The organism is Phenylobacterium sp. (assembly GCF_046590535.1).
In the GTDB taxonomy this organism is placed as follows: domain Bacteria; phylum Pseudomonadota; class Alphaproteobacteria; order Caulobacterales; family Caulobacteraceae; genus Phenylobacterium.
The window spans coordinates 1-14,321 of record NZ_JBKJTG010000039.1; the positions used below are offsets into that span (position 1 = coordinate 1).

The 14,321-nt window shown below is 69.1% G+C and carries 13 protein-coding genes; 6 read left to right on the plus strand and 7 right to left on the minus strand.

The annotated features are described in order from the left end of the window. Positions 1-826: 826 nt before the first annotated feature. On the plus strand, positions 827-1,306 hold the full coding sequence (locus tag ACLL81_RS01965; RefSeq protein WP_411286665.1) for an RNA polymerase sigma factor: 480 nt from the start codon (positions 827-829) through the stop codon (positions 1,304-1,306). On the opposite strand, the gene ACLL81_RS01970 is transcribed toward ACLL81_RS01965, so the two are convergent. The 7 genes from ACLL81_RS01970 to ACLL81_RS02000 form a co-directional block, all read right to left on the minus strand. Next, positions 1,303-1,542: a hypothetical protein gene (locus ACLL81_RS01970; RefSeq protein ID WP_411286666.1), complete on the minus strand. Its 240-nt coding sequence runs from the start codon at positions 1,540-1,542 to the stop codon at positions 1,303-1,305. The genes ACLL81_RS01965 and ACLL81_RS01970 overlap by 4 nt on opposite strands. 132 nt (positions 1,543-1,674) lie before the next feature. Then, positions 1,675-4,041: a xylulose 5-phosphate 3-epimerase gene (locus tag ACLL81_RS01975; RefSeq protein ID WP_411286667.1), complete on the minus strand. Its 2,367-nt coding sequence runs from the start codon at positions 4,039-4,041 to the stop codon at positions 1,675-1,677. A gap of 178 nt (positions 4,042-4,219) precedes the next feature. Further along, on the minus strand, positions 4,220-4,933 hold the full coding sequence (locus ACLL81_RS01980; protein WP_411286668.1) for a DUF4198 domain-containing protein: 714 nt from the start codon (positions 4,931-4,933) through the stop codon (positions 4,220-4,222). Between the two features lie 254 nt (positions 4,934-5,187). Then, positions 5,188-6,741 (minus strand): DUF1501 domain-containing protein, encoded by a 1,554-nt coding sequence (locus ACLL81_RS01985; RefSeq protein WP_411286669.1) that lies wholly within the window; start codon positions 6,739-6,741, stop codon positions 5,188-5,190. Between the two features lie 7 nt (positions 6,742-6,748). Next, positions 6,749-8,497, minus strand: coding sequence for a DUF1800 family protein (locus ACLL81_RS01990; RefSeq protein ID WP_411286670.1), 1,749 nt, complete (start codon positions 8,495-8,497; stop codon positions 6,749-6,751). Between the two features lie 95 nt (positions 8,498-8,592). Then, positions 8,593-9,399, minus strand: coding sequence for a hypothetical protein (locus tag ACLL81_RS01995; protein ID WP_411286671.1), 807 nt, complete (start codon positions 9,397-9,399; stop codon positions 8,593-8,595). 203 nt (positions 9,400-9,602) lie between these two features. Then, complete coding sequence (locus tag ACLL81_RS02000; RefSeq protein ID WP_411286672.1) at positions 9,603-9,935, minus strand: hypothetical protein; 333 nt, start codon at positions 9,933-9,935, stop codon at positions 9,603-9,605. Positions 9,936-10,205: 270 nt separating this feature from the next. On the opposite strand from ACLL81_RS02000, the gene ACLL81_RS02005 reads away from it, so the two are divergent. From ACLL81_RS02005 to ACLL81_RS02025, 5 genes are all read left to right on the plus strand, one after another. Further along, on the plus strand, positions 10,206-11,333 hold the full coding sequence (locus ACLL81_RS02005) for an ABC transporter permease (protein WP_411286673.1): 1,128 nt from the start codon (positions 10,206-10,208) through the stop codon (positions 11,331-11,333). Beyond that, positions 11,330-12,160 carry an ABC transporter ATP-binding protein gene (locus ACLL81_RS02010; protein ID WP_411286674.1) on the plus strand — a complete coding sequence of 277 codons (831 nt, stop codon included), beginning with the start codon at positions 11,330-11,332 and terminating at the stop codon, positions 12,158-12,160. The genes ACLL81_RS02005 and ACLL81_RS02010 overlap by 4 nt, the downstream gene beginning before the upstream one ends. Next, positions 12,160-13,122, plus strand: coding sequence for an MlaD family protein (locus ACLL81_RS02015; protein WP_411286675.1), 963 nt, complete (start codon positions 12,160-12,162; stop codon positions 13,120-13,122). The genes ACLL81_RS02010 and ACLL81_RS02015 overlap by 1 nt, the downstream gene beginning before the upstream one ends. Then, on the plus strand, positions 13,119-13,748 hold the full coding sequence (locus ACLL81_RS02020; RefSeq protein ID WP_411286676.1) for an ABC-type transport auxiliary lipoprotein family protein: 630 nt from the start codon (positions 13,119-13,121) through the stop codon (positions 13,746-13,748). The genes ACLL81_RS02015 and ACLL81_RS02020 overlap by 4 nt, the downstream gene beginning before the upstream one ends. Positions 13,749-14,051: 303 nt before the next feature. Continuing rightward, on the plus strand, positions 14,052-14,321 hold a 270-nt coding region (locus ACLL81_RS02025), incomplete at its 3' end, for a hypothetical protein (RefSeq protein ID WP_411286677.1).

Genomic DNA, 14,321 nt, shown 5'->3' on the forward strand with positions numbered 1-14,321 from the left:
ACGTCGGCGACGCCCACAAGGATCATGTCGTCCTGTTCCCGCACGGCGGCCGCCACCCGCTTGCCGATCACGCCATAGCCGTTCACCGCGACGCGGATCTTGCCGGAGTTGTCCATGGATCGCTGTCCTTGCCGTCCGTAGGTCGCGTGGAGGGGAGAGAGGTGGGTTCTGAGTGAGGAGTCGGCGCCGCCGCGTCGCCCATGGAGGTTAGGCGCCCGGTGGTCGCGCGCTTCCCCGTCGCCCTAGAGACGCGACAGCGCGGCGAATATTACGGCTCGGAGGGGTGGCATTGGCGGCTCAGACGATCTCCGTCCCACAAGGGCCCGTCATGATCTCGGTGAAGGTGCGGGTCAGGAGAATTTTGCGTCGGCCTCCGCCAGCACGACTTTCGACGAGGCAAAGGTGAGTGCAGCCGACCTAGAACAAGCGGTGCGCGATTGCGGTTTGCATTGCCGCGGCGAGGTGGCCCCCGGCGCGTCTGTGAAGCCGACCGCGATACAGTTTCGCATGCCGGCCACGGCCACGCTGGCCCCCCGAGCGCCGCAGATCGGAACCTATACGCCGCCGACAGGTTAGCCTTGTCGACGAGTTGCCGGAACACCGTTTGATCTGACGCAAGGCCGGTTTTGGGGGTGTGGGTGATGATCGTCCGTCGACCTGGATCGGGACGATCATGCGAGCCAACGCCAGCCCACTGTCCGACCCGTCCTCGTCCGCGCGGCAGCCTGCCTTGCACTTGGCGTCGGGCGCCACACGATGCGTTGAGATCGAGAGGCTGGTCGCGGAGAAGCTGCGGTCCGGCCAGGTTGGGCATCTCCGCTTCCTGTTGAGCCGGCTTCGTTGCCGCGAAGACGCCGAGGATGTCCTACAGGACTTCGCCCTGAAGGCCATCCATGGCGCCGCCCACCTCGCCGACGGCGCCAAGATCGACGCCTGGTTGGGGGTCACCCTGCGCAACGCCCTCTTCGACCGGTACCGCCGCGACGCCGGCCGCCGGCGGATGCAGGAGGCGGTCATCGTCGAGCCGAGCGCCGCTCCGGAGACGGACCACGACCTTGAGACCGCGCTCATATGCCTGACCCAGGCCATGGAACGGCTGAAGCCCGAGGCCCGCGAATTGATCCGACGGGTCGAGCTCCAACAGGCGCCTCTGAAGGCCATCGCGGCCGACGCGGGCCTGACCGCCAACAACGTCGGCGTGCGGGCATACCGCGCCCGCGAGGCCCTGCGGCGGGAGATGCGCGCTCAGTGCGCCGCCTGCGACAACCCGTGCGATTTAGCCGCTAGGGTCCTTCAGGCCGCCTAGAATCCCGTCCTCAGAGCCTCGGCCACAAGGCCGCCGATCGGGATGGCGTTGCTCGCATGCGGCACGGCGTCGGTGGAGACCACCCGGCTGGCGAGCTTGGACCGCTCGGCGAAGGCCTGCTCCGCAAATAGAGCATGGACTGCGACGCATAGCGGCGCCGGCAGGCCCTGCGCGCGCATCCCCCGGGCAGCCTCGATCATCGTGCGGCCGGACGAGACGATGTCGTCGATAAGCACTCACCTCGCGCGCGCCCTCGACCATCGCCCGCCCGAGCAGCCGGTGGCCGTCCGACTCCAGGAGGTGCTTGGAGCCGGTCACAGTCGCGGCGCCGCCGAGGCTGGTGAGCTTCATTCCATGGCTTTCCTCGTTCAGCCGTGGCTCGATTGGAGCGTACGGGGATTGGCCTTGGCGTGGATCGCCAGCAGTTCGGTCGGCTCCAGGAGATCGCCGGGATTTGTATCCAGCAGGCGCCCAGCGGCCTCGACCACGTGGGCCCAGGTGCAGCGGTTGGCGAACAGCATCCCGAACACGTCGAGCGTGCCGCCTCGGCCGATGTAGCCCAGCGCCAACAGGCGGTCCGGCCCTCCGTCCAGCCGCCGCAACAGACCCAGCATCGGCGCCGGGCGGGTATGGGTGACCAGCACGCGCGGCAGCTGTCGTGGGAACGCCGTGGCCAGCGCGTCGTCGGCAAGCGTGAACGCCGCCTCGATGTCGTCCCTCGGCGCCCGCAGTCGTCCCGGCTCCAGGAGCACGGAGACGCAGGCGCGCCGGCCGCGCGCCTCCAGGCGCTCGCGCGCCTGGAGGGCTTCAACCGCCTGGTAGGCGCCGATGGCCACGATATGGACGTCGGCCTCCGCTGGCGTACCGGCCAGATGCGCCCACCCTCGGCGGGCCAGCTCAAGCGCGCTGGCGCCGTCGAGCAAGGTGGGCATGACGCGCTTGGGCGTGACAAGGCAGGCGATTTCGCCGCGACCCCGATAGATTTCGCTGAGCGCGGCCACCGCGCTATTGGCGTCGACGGGAAAGAGCACACGCGCGGTATCCGACATCTCACCCAGCAGAGCCTCGCCCAGCGTCGGGTCCTGGTGTGACTGCTCATTCTTCGAGTTCTCCCAGGCATGGGAGGTCGCGATCAGCGGAATGGAAATCCAGGCGGGCGGCGCACCGGTCTCGCGCTGCCGGCGGGCGAAGACGATCTCCTGGCGAAGCGCGCCCAGCATCTTCACCGCGAAGGCTTCGTAGCTGACGATGAGGTTAAGCCCACCCTTGTTGCCGAGGGCCGCGCCGGAGACCGCCTCTTCGTTCAGGGCCGTGATGACCGCGCCGTCGATGGCCTCCGGTACCCCCGGCTCCGGCCGGTTCACCCGATGCCGCAGGCGGTCCAGGGTCCGCCCCATGTGGTTGCTGCGCAGCTCGTCGGGATTGCCCACGCGGGGCCGAAGGTGCGGATTGGCCGCCACGAACTCCACGAACCAGGCGTCGATGGCGTCCATCGGCGAGGCCGGTGCGTCGGCCCAGGCGGGGGCCGGCTGGTGTGGCGCCACGGGATTGCGGGTCGCGGCCGGGTGACCGCTTTCGAGCGGGCGTTGCTGCAGCTGATGCGTCTTCAGGACGCCGATGGCCGCATCAAGCTCCCGCTTGGGCACGAACAGCGCCGCGGCGCCGTTGTTGAACTGGGTGCGCGCCACCGGATCGGTGCGCGGATTTCCGGCGAGCGGGAGGTTGTGCGCCCGGTTCGTGCCCGCGCCTGGGAATCCGAAGCCCTTCTCGGTCTTGGCGATGACGTAGGGCAGCGGCGCGGGATAGGCGCGCGCCGGGTTCGCGGTGAATCGTTTCAGCCGCTCTTCCGATTCCAGGATCGCCCAGGCGAAGGCCGCCGGATCGTGGCCGTCGATCATCATGGGGTCGAAGCCGCTGAGTGTCAGATGGCGTTCCAGCCAGGTCGCCCCGCCCTCCTGGTCGATCTCGGTGCGCTCCTCGATCCGGCGGCCGTTCAGGATCATCACCGGCGTCGCCAGCCCGCAGTCCTCAGCGCGCCACCAGCGCGGCGACCAGTCTGAGCCGCGCTGTTCCTCGAAGGCCCCGTCGCTGAGGAAGGCCACCAGGCCCTCGCCGGGAAGCGGCATGTGGACATACTGGAGCTCGGCGAAGCCCAGGTAGCCGCCTTCGGAAACGGCGCCCGCCGTCGTCGGCCCTGCATGGCTGCCCAGCGGCGCGGCCGGGCGTCCATCGGGTTGGATCGCGTAACCATAGAAATCAGAGACTAGTTGCGAGAGCCCGGCCTCCGAGCGATCGTACCGCCCCCGTTGATGGGCCGAGACGTCGCCGGTCAAAACGTTCACGGACTCAATCGCCGCGGCGCAATGGCCCTGCCCCATGATCCAGGAGCGGGTCACGCCGGAAAGCACGTTGGCCGCGAGGTAGCCGACGAACGCCGGGACCATGTTCAGCGAACCGCCCGTATGCCCCTCGGGATCGGACTTGAACGCCTCCGCCGGTAGCGGCGAGCCCCCGACGTCCACTTGCCGGGCGTAGCTCATATGAACCACCAGCCACATCGCCGCGCTGGTCAGGCGGTCGGCGGCCGCGAGGACCCGGTATACCGACTCGGTGTCGGGCCAAGCGCGGCGCTTCACCAGACGATCGGCCAACGCCTCAACGCGCGCAAGGGTCACCGGATCCCGCTGGAGCCTCCGGTAGCCAGCCTTCCAGTCTTCGGCCCAATGCGACGGCACCAACTCACCTCTCGTGCGAGCCGCTCGGGCGGCACGGGATAGGACGCAGGAGGTGGGCCTCGCTTACAGGCCCGCGCCCGCGCTTTCGGGCCGGCGGCGACGCTTGAACGAGATAGGGCGCCATGGGGGGTGGTTCCATTGTGCAGCCAGACACCTCCCGGGCTCCCGAAGGCGCGCATCAGCGGCTGAAGGTGAGTGACGCCAGGTTGAGGGTAAAGCGCGCATGCTCGGCCGCGGGCGGCGTCATCTGGGCGGCAAAGAGCATCAACGGCCCCTTGTGACTCGAAGGCACGATAATGACGCCCTGGGCGTCGGTTCGAAGGCGGTCGCGCCGGCCCATCTGGGCCAGGGAGACCGGGTGGTTCGCCAACGGCCTGCCCAAGGAAAGCAGTACGAAGCTGCCAGTCGCGGCGTCGCTGGACACGAACTCAAGATCCTGGCCCGTCGGTCGGGCGGCGGCGCTGCTGTCGCGGCAGTCGGCAACGCAGACGATGGACTTGGCGAAGCGTCTCGAACTGACCCGCAGGGTGCGTGGCTGTGCAAGCGCATCCACCGCGGCCACGGCAGGCCCGTCGATGTCGTACTCCTGCAGGATCAGGCTGATGCGATCATTGGGGTATTCGACGTCGCGCCGCGCCAGGGTTACTGCCGCCACCACGGCGCCGGCCGACTTGGCCTGGAACTGCAGCCTGCCCTCGCCAACGTGTAGCAACGGCTCCGGTGAGGTCGGGCCCACCGCGCTTGAGGTCGAGACGCGATCTGCGGCGACAGCGGTCTCGATCTTCGGGAAGGCAGCCGAGACGGTGGCGGACACCGTCACCGCCTGGCCTGGCCGCGACACGAAGTCAGACGGGAGCAGGAAGAAGTCGTGCGCTGCGGCGGGCGACGCCAAGCCAAGAAGGACGGCGCCCAAGATGAGCCCACTGCGGACGTAGGGTCGATGGTGCTGCAAGGAAATCTCCTAGTCTGCCAAGACGCCGCCGCGACACTTGTTAACGGCCATTGCCACGAGCAAGGTCAACGTCCAGAAACCTCATATGATCCAATGCATTAAAGGGAACTGAGGCGACGCATGCGAGCCTTACGCCCAGGCTTATCCCCGGTCGCGTCACCATCCACCATCGCCTTCCCGCGCACGCCGCCCCGTCAGACGAACCCGAGGTTCGGGCGGGCGAAGTTCCTGAGGTTGGGGAAGATCGAGGCGAGGTCGGTGTCGGCGACGCCCAGCCAGGCGCCCATCGTCGCAGCGAACTGATCCACAGAGGTGGTCGGGATCACCGCGTTGCCGACGTTGTTGGGGTTGTTGAAGCCGGTCACGTCGACGCCCAGGGTCGGGTACTGGCCGTACATGTCGCGGCCGCGCACCGCCCCGCCCATGACAAACTGGTGGCCGCCCCAGGCGTGGTCGGTGCCGTCGCCGTTGGTGTTGAAGGTCCGCGAGAAGTCCGACGCCGTGAAGGTGGTGACGCTGGCGCGGCGATCGGTGCCGCCGATATTGCCGAGCGCGGTGTCGAAATAGGCCAGGCCATGGGCCACCTTGGCCAGCAGGTTGGGCTGGGTGGTGTTCTGGAAGTCGTGGGTGTCCCAGCCCCCCAGGCTGACGAAGAACACCTGGCGGGTGACCCCCAGGCTGGGGGCTGCGGCTATCAGGCGCGCCACGGTCTGTAGCTGCACGGCGAGCGAGTTGGTCTCCACATTGCCGGTGATCGCATTGACGTAGGGCGTCGGGGACGCAACCCCGGTGACGATCGGCTGGGCGTAGGCGGTGTTGATGGTGCCCACCGAGGCGATCGAGCGGGTGACGGTGGTGGCGTAGTCGGCGCCCATCAGGCTGGCGCCGCCGCTATCCTGGATGATGTCGCGCATCCGGGCCGGACCGACGCTGGAGCCGAACAGGGTGGCGCCATTGGCCGAGGTGATCGACAGGGCCGGCTGGCCCGAGGTGGAGACCTGATACTGGATCACGTTCTGGCCGGCCAGGAACACGGCGTTGCCGGCGGTGGACACGGCGGTGAACAGGCTGGCCCCGCCATTGGCGCTGGCGATCATGTCGCCCAACCGCCCGCCCCAGCCCCGCCTGGCGCCTTCCGCGGCCCCCGCCTGCCACACCGACTGCTGATCGTTGTGAGAGAACAGGTTGGCCGGCAGGGGCACGCTGCGCGCCTGATACTGGGCCTTGGTGACCGGGTTGATCAGGGTGCCAACATTGGCCACCACCGCCAGCCGGCCCTGATTGAAGAGGCTCTGCAGGGGACCGAGGAAGGGGTGCAGGGCGAAGGTGCGTGGCGCCGTGGCCGTGGTGCCCGCCGGGATCGCCTGGGGGGTCGCCGGCGTGATCGGCAGGACCCCGCCCCAGGCCTCCGGCGTGTTGGCCGCGGCCACCCGGCCAGTGACCGGCGAGGTCTGGCCCACGGCGGTCGGCGGGGTTCCCACCGGCATCAGGGCGATGGGGTCCTGGCCCGTGTTGCGGGTGCGGAAATAGCGGCCCCAGCTGTCGGTGTCGGTGGCCAGCACCATGTTGTGGGCGTCGTTGCCGCCGAACAGGAAGACGCAGACCAACGCCTTGTAGTCCGGGGCCGACTGGCTGGCGGCGGAGCCGGCGGCGGCGAGTTGCCAGGCGAAGGGGGCCGCGGCGCCCAGCATCGACAGGGCGCCGCCATAGCCCAGGAGGCCGCGGCGGCTTGGGGGTCGCATGGTCATCGGGACCTCACCGCTGCGCCAGGTATTCGGGGGACGCCATCGTCAAGAGGATGGCGAGCTTCACGCGGTTCAGCCGCGCGGCGTCGATCTGGGCCGGCGTGCCGGTAGCCGGGATCGCCACGGCGGTGACCGCCTCGACGATCCGGCCGCGAAGGGTTGGCGACATCTGGCCGTAGAGCAGCAGCAGGTTCACGCGGTCCACCAGAGCTGTGACGTCGGCGGCCAGGGCGATCTCGCTCGTGTAGGCGGAGCGCACGTCGGGCCCGGCCCCGCCGGGCGGCGTCGAGCCGATGCCGGCGTTGATCACGTTCTGCATGGTGTTGAGGTAGCCAGCGACCGAGACCTCATCGACGATCTGGAACTCCGGCGCGACCAGGTTCTGCTGGCCGATCCGCGTGTTGGGCGGCGAGTAGCCGGGCCGGAAGAAGTTGAACACCGAGGGCGAGGCCAGGGCCGACTGCCCCAGGGACGTGTTGGAGCTGGTGGTGCCGATCAACCAGGCGCCGGTCTGGGACGTGGCGCCGAACGCCCGCATCCAGTTGCCCAGCCGCACGACCGGCTCGCGCAGCTTGCCGAATGTCGGGCTGGTGACCATGGTCATGTCCCTTGCCTCGGCGTCCACCAGGACGGCCCGCACCGTGGCCCCCAGGTCGCCGCGCACGCCGGCGCCATTGTTGGCGAACACCGCCGCCACCCGGCCCACATAGGCGGGGCTGGGGTTGCTGGTCACCAGCCGCTGGATGAGCTGGCGGGCGATGAACGGCCCGGTGTTGGGGTGGTTGAAAATGGTGTCGAGCGCGATCCGCAGATCGCCTTCGGGATCGGCCGTGACATTGGCGGGGATGGTGACCCCCAGGAACGCCTTGGCCGAGGTCGAGTGGTAGAACGGATAGGCGATCATCGCGCGGGTTGTGGCTGTCGGATCGCGGTTGCGGCCGAAGAAGGTCTGGCTGTTGGTGGGCGTCGGCGAGTACCAGCTGAACCCGGTGAACACCCGGGCGAGCTGGGAGATGTCGTCCGGCGTGTAGCTGCTGATCGGCCGGCCGGCGGCGTCGAGGCGCTGGCTGCCGTCGGGATTGAGCTGATAGAGCCCGATGGACATCAGCTGCATGACTTCGCGGGCGTAGTTCTCGTCCGGTTGGCGGCCGGTGGCCGGATCTTCCCGCTGGTTGGCGAGGTGGGTCAGATAGATACCCATCATCGGGTGCAGGCTGACCTGCTCGAGGAGGGTGCGGTAGTTGCCGAAGGCGTTGGCGCCCAGCATGTCGTAGTAGGAGGCCGCGCCCCGCACATCGATGTTCGGGTCCAGCAGCGAGATCACGAAGATTTCCGAGAGCGCCAGCTTCACCCGCTGGCGAAGCTGGTCCGGCCCGGTGGCGGCCTGGCGCCAGAAGCTCTGGTAGAACTCGGTGGCGCTTAGCTGGGCGTTGGCGTTGGTCGCTCGCAGCGTCACCAGGCGCTCGTCGACGAAGGCCAGGTGGGTGGCCGACGGGGCCAGCGCCATCTGTTCGGTGATCCAGCCTGCGTAGCCCGAGGACCGCACCAGGCCGATGGACGGCTCGTCGGGCCCGAAGGTCGACTGGGTGAGGAAACGGCCGGCCTCGGCGGTGGTGGGCGGGACGACAACCGGCGGCGGCGGCGCGACCGGGGGCCCGCCGCCTCCCCCGCCTCCGCCCCCGCCTCCGCCGCCACAGGCGACGAGCACGACGGCGGTCAGGGCGGCGAGCCAAACTCTTGCTGTTCGATAGGTAGCCACGCGCCGCCCCCCGGCTGGACCCTTGGTCCGTTGCTGACATTGGCACAGCTTGCGCCTGTGTCACTACGCCAATGTGACGCTCGCTGGCGAGGCCGTCAGAAGGGCGTGCGGGTGACCATCGGCGCGTTGGGATCCGGGGCGCCCGGCGGGACGTAGGCCGGCCCCGGCGGCGGCGCGGAGAGGGCGGCCGGTGGTGGCGGCGTCACGGTCGGGATGGCCAGGGGTGTGGGCGGGATCGCCGCGGGTGATTTCGCCGCGGGGGCGTCAATCGGCGCGGTGGCGGTGGCCCGGCGGGGCGCGCGCGGCGGCGGCGGCGCCTGGGCCAGCACCGTGGCGGGGACCGGCGCCACCGGCGGCGCGACGGCGGCGAGGTCGGTCTCGGTCAGCCGGCTGGGCGCGGGCGCCGCGGCCGGCGCGCCGGCCACGGCCGGGGCCTCGGGGGCCGCAGCGGGACCACGCAGCAACAGGACCACCAGCACCGCGATACCGGCCCCGCCGGCCGCGGTGGCGGCGATCAGCGGCAGGCGGGCGCCACTGGCCCGCTTGCGGGTGCGGCCGACAGGTTGGGCGAGCACCGGCGTGGGCGGGATGGCGAGCGGCTCGGGCGGTGGCGGCTCAAGCGGCCTGGGCGCAGGCGGGCGCACTTCGGGCTGCGCCTGCGGGGCCGCGCGGGGGTGAGGTGGCAGGAGCGAACCGCCGGAGAGGATCGAGCCGGGGGGCCGCGCCAGCACCTCGGCCGGGGTCGGCCGCGCGGCGGGTGGCGGGGCGGGCGCCGCGGCCGGGGCGGGCGCCGCGGCCTTGGGCAGCGGGCCCACCTGGAAGGGCGCCTGCGGCATGCGAGGCCAGGCGCTGGGCCGCGCGAACAGGTTGGCCGGATCGTCCTTGTTCGAGGGGTCTGACATCGCATTCGCTCCGGCCGGTCGCGGCCCGCCCGAGCCGCCGCCTCACCTTGCCGCAGACTTCGACGGTTCTATGACGGGGGCAAGCCCCGGCGCTCGCCAATCTTCGCCAGCAGCCGCCGCCCGTCAGGCAGCACGGCGGCTCCGAAGATGACGATCAACGGGGCGGACGTGCCCGGAAGGGCGCCCACGCAACCAAGCCGGCGCTATGTGGAGGTGGCCCGTCGCTCGCGGTTCATAGGCGGCTCATACTGTTCGATCAGGTCGACGCGCTCGGCCTCGCGCACCGCGCGGGTGACATTCAGCCGGGTGAGTATCTTGGCGTCGGCATAGGTCTGACGAGCCTTCTCCAGCGCCGCGCGCCAGGTCTGGTTGGCCAGGTTGTCGGTCTCCCCCGCAAAGACGATCTGCGGGCCCTCCTTGGCCATCTGGGCGATGACGAAGTTCGCACCCGCAGGCGGCAGGAAGCGTTCCTCTTCCAGAGGGGTGTAGCGGTACCGGGCGCCGGACTTGCCGGCGAGTTCGATCTGGCGGCTCAAAGCTAGTCTCCAGCCTCAAAAGTACGAAAGGGTCCGCTTCCGCGACCTTGCGCCATGCATACCCGGCGGACTTGGGCCAAATGTGGGCCTAGCTTGACCTTGGCCCGACGCCGGTCAGGTTCTTCCGGCTGCGGAACAGACGTCGCCATAAGGGCGTTCGGCCCGCGCGTCGCCTCTGCTAGGGTCGCCGCTGGACAAAAAAAGCGAAGCGACTCGAATGACCTCGAGCCCGCGCTTTAAAGTGGCCGGAGCCTGCGAGAACCGCCAACGATGGAGAAGCCCGCCGACTTCAGCCTGACCACCGCGGCGGATCGTCCCACCGCGGCCCTGGTGGGCGACTGGACCGCCCAGCAGATAGGCGGGGCCGGCGAGAAGCTGTCTGACGCGCTGCGCGGCCAATCCGACATCGCGCTCGACCTGCGAAAGATCCGCCGCCTGGACACCGCCGGCGCCTATGCGGTGATCGGCGCACTGGGTCGTGGCTTCGACCTGACCAAGATCCAGGCCAGGCCCGAGACCCTGCGGCTGATGCAACTGGTCGGCGACGCGGTCCAGGTCGAGCCGGTGGTCCGCCACGAGCCGAAGGGCTTCCACGACCTGACCATCCGCATCGGCAAGGGGGTGGTGAACGTCGGCAAGGAGGCCCTCGACACCATGGCCTTCCTCGGCCAACTGCTGGTTGTGCTGGGCCAGACCCTGGTCAACCTGTTCGTCAATCCCCGGCGCATCCGGTGGGCGTCGCTGGTGACGATGATGGAACGGGCGGGCCTCGACGCCATCCCCATCGTGGCGATCACCTCCTTCTTCATCGGCGCGGTGGTGGGGCTGCTGGGCGCCAACATGCTGCGGCAGTTCGGGGCCGAGGTGTTCGCCGTCGAACTGATCGGCATCGCTGTGATGCGCGAGTTCAATATCATCATCACGGCCGTGCTGCTGGCCGGCCGCTCGGCCTCGAGCTTCGCCGCCGAGATCGGCTCGATGAAGATGAACCAGGAGATCGACGCCATGAAGGTCATGGGGGTGGATCCGTTCGAAGCTCTCGTGCTGCCACGGTTCGGAGCGCTGCTGCTGACCATCCCGCTGCTCACCTTCGTCGCCACCCTGGCGGGCCTTGCGGGAGGCATGATGGTGACCTGGGCCGCCCTCGACCTGGGCCCCTCTTTCTTCCTGCAGCGCATCGTCGCCAATGTCGGCGTCGAGCAGCTGTGGATCGGCCTCTCCAAGGGACCCGTGATGGCGATGGTGATCGCCGGCATCGGCTGCCGCCAGGGTCTTGAGGTGGGCGGCGACGTGCAGTCGCTGGGCAAGCGGGTGACCGCGGCGGTGGTGCACGCGATCTTCGCGATCATCGCGATCGATGCGATCTTCGCCCTGGTCTACATGCAGTTGGACATATGAGCGACGCGCGCAACGAGGACGAACTCTCCGACGAGGAGCTGCTCGACATGGAGGGCCCGGCCATCGAGGTGGAAGGGCTCCGCTCGGCGTTCGGCGAAAACGTCGTCCACGAAGGCCTGACGCTCAGCGTCAAGCGCGGCGAGGTGATGGGCGTCGTCGGCGGGTCGGGGACCGGCAAGTCGGTCCTGCTCAACACCATCATCGGTCTGCGCCAACCGCAGGATGGTGTGGTCCGCGTGTTTGGCCAGGAACTTCAGCGGGCCTCCAAGCGCCGCTGGAGCGCCATTGAGCGTAGCTGGGGCGTGTTGTTCCAGCAGGGCGCGTTGTTCTCGAACCTGACCGTGCGCGAGAACGTCGCCGCGCCAATGTTCGAGCATACCGACATGGACCGAAAGCGGGTCTTCGAACTGGCGGACCTGAAGATCGCCCTCGTCGGCCTGGAGCCGGAGGCCGGCGTGCTGAAGCCTGCGGAACTGTCCGGCGGCATGCGCAAGCGGGCCGGCCTGGCGCGGGCCCTGGCGCTGGATCCCGAGTTGCTGTTCCTGGACGAGCCCACGGCCGGCCTTGACCCGATCGGGGCCGCGGCCTTCGACGAACTGATCAAGAATCTGTCGGAGAGCCTCGATCTGACGGTGTTCATGATCACCCACGACCTCGACACCCTTTACGAGATCACCGACCGCGTCGCCGTCATCGCCGACAAGCAGGTGGTCGCCACGGCGCCGGTGGGCGAACTCGAGCAATCGGAGCATCCCTGGATCAGGGAGTATTTCCTCGGGCCGCGCGGCCGCGCCGCGCGGTCCGCCCGGAAGAAGACGGAGGCCTGATGGAAAAGAACGCCAACTACGCCCTGGTGGGCCTGTCCTCGCTGATCCTGTTCGTGGGCCTGATGATCTTCATCGTCTGGCTGGCGCGCCTGCAGTTCAGCCAGGAGAACGACCTCTACGACATCGTCTTCCAGGGGCCGGTCCGCGGCTTGAACCAGGGGGGCGAGGTCCACTTCAACGGCATCAAGGTCGGCGAGGTGACCAAGATCGCGCTGGACCGCACCAACCCCAGCCGGGTGATCGCCCGCGCGCAAGTGGGCTCCGAGGTGCCTATCCGCATCGATTCCTACGCCACCCTGGAGCCGCAGGGGATCACCGGGGTGAACTATGTACAGATTACCGCCGGCACCTCGTCCAAGCCGCTCCTGAAGACGGTGACCCGCGAACGCTGCGAGCGCTCGGGCATCCGCGAATGCATCCCGGTGTTGCGCAGCCAGCGCAGCGCGCTCTCCGACCTCCTGGAAGGCGGCGGCACCGTGCTGACCCGCACCATCGAGGCGTTGGACCGGGTCAACCGCGTGCTCTCCGACCAGAACATCAAGACCTTCACCGCGACCGTCTCCGACGCCCAGGCGATCACGTCGGAGGTTCGCGAGCGCAAGGCGATCATCGCCGACGCTCAGAAAGCGCTGCAGGGCATCGACGCAGCGACGGTGGAGTTCACCCAGCTTGCCCGTTCGGGCCGTCAGCTGGTGGACAACGATGGGCGGCGCACCATGAAGAACGTCGCCGACGCCGCCGAGGAGGCCAAGGCCGCCGCCACCGACGCCCGGACCATGATCTCACGGCTGCAGGGCCCGACCACCGACTTCGCCACCAACGGCCTGCCGCAGGTCACCTCGGCGGTGATTCAGTTGCAGAGCGCAGCCGAGGCCCTCGAACGCCTGGTGAGCGAAGTGCAATCCAGTCCCACCGGCGCCATAGGCAAGGCGAAGGCCGAAGAGATGAAGGTGCCGCAATGATCCGCCCGACCAACCTCCTTCGGCTCGCCGTGATCGGCGCATCCGCCCTGGCGCTGAGCGGCTGCATCTCGCTGTTTCCCAAGACCAAGCCCGTCCATCTCTACCGGTTCGGCCAGCCCGCCACGGCGGCAGGTCCCGTCCAGGCGGGCACGGTGGGCGTGTTCCGCGCCAACGGCGTCTTCCAGCAGGAGTCGGCCGGGGACCGGTTGCTGACCGTCACCAACGGCAAGGTCGCCTATGTGGCCGACACCCGCTGGGCGGCGGCGGCCAGCGTGCTCTTCGACCAGGCGGTTCTGGCGGCGTTCGACGCCGATCCGGGCCGCACCCGGCTGGTGTCGCGGGGCGAGGCGGCCTCGGCGGACTACATCCTGCGGATCGACATGCGCAATTTCGAGACCCGCTATGACGCCGGGCCGGAGGCCGCGCCCACGGTTGTGGTCCGGCTGCGCGCGGCGATGACCCGCGGCGTCGAGGGCGCCGTCCTGGCCGACCAGATCTTCGAGTCCAGGGTCCCGGCCGGCGACAACCGGGTCACGGCGATCGTGCCGGCCTATGACCGGGCGGTAGCCGATGTGCTGGGGCAGCTGGTCGCCTGGACCAACACCCGCGCCGTCCCGAAGACCTAGCGGATTGACGCCGCCATAGCTGTCCCCTGAACGTCCACATCCTGGCGCGATCCCGATTTCGGTTCACTACCCAACTGCGCACGTTCGGCGGGTTCGCTCGTGGGGCCGCGTCTCGCGGACAGGAAGCGGCCGCTGCGGACATCCCGCGCCCTCTGCACGGCCTTCCAGCCCGGGCATTGCAGATGAGCTTTCGGCAGGACTGGTGCGGCTGGAAGTCAATCTGCTGTCCGACTTGCTATCGGTTCGCTCAGGGGTCTAGTTTCCACCTCACGTTCAAGCTTGTCTGAGAAGGAGCTATCGAACATGCGGCGAGCTGTCACCTTCGCGCGGGCATCCCTGCTTGGCGCCGGTCTTCTTGTAGCCGGCGCGGTTCAGGCGCAGCCGGCCAGCCATCGACACCAGGCGACGAGCCCGGCGCAGAAGGAGCAACAGGCGTTCGAATTCCTGGGCCTAAAGATGTTCGTTGAAGTGGACAGCGCTGACACGAAGGGCACGGTGGCCACCGTGCGCGTGTTCGTACCGCCAGGGGCCGGTGCGCCGCCGCACGTGCACTCGCGCGAAGACGAGGTCCAC

Excerpts from the sequence above, each read along its gene's own strand:
- ACLL81_RS01985 (WP_411286669.1), bottom strand. The coding sequence starts at position 6,741 with ATGACCATGCGACCCCCAAGCCGCCGCGGCCTCCTGGGCTATGGCGGC.
- ACLL81_RS01995 (WP_411286671.1), bottom strand. The coding sequence starts at position 9,399 with ATGTCAGACCCCTCGAACAAGGACGATCCGGCCAACCTGTTCGCGCGG.
- ACLL81_RS02005 (WP_411286673.1), top strand. The coding sequence starts at position 10,206 with ATGGAGAAGCCCGCCGACTTCAGCCTGACCACCGCGGCGGATCGTCCC.
- ACLL81_RS02010 (WP_411286674.1), top strand. The coding sequence starts at position 11,330 with ATGAGCGACGCGCGCAACGAGGACGAACTCTCCGACGAGGAGCTGCTC.
- ACLL81_RS02015 (WP_411286675.1), top strand. The coding sequence starts at position 12,160 with ATGGAAAAGAACGCCAACTACGCCCTGGTGGGCCTGTCCTCGCTGATC.
- ACLL81_RS02020 (WP_411286676.1), top strand. The coding sequence starts at position 13,119 with ATGATCCGCCCGACCAACCTCCTTCGGCTCGCCGTGATCGGCGCATCC.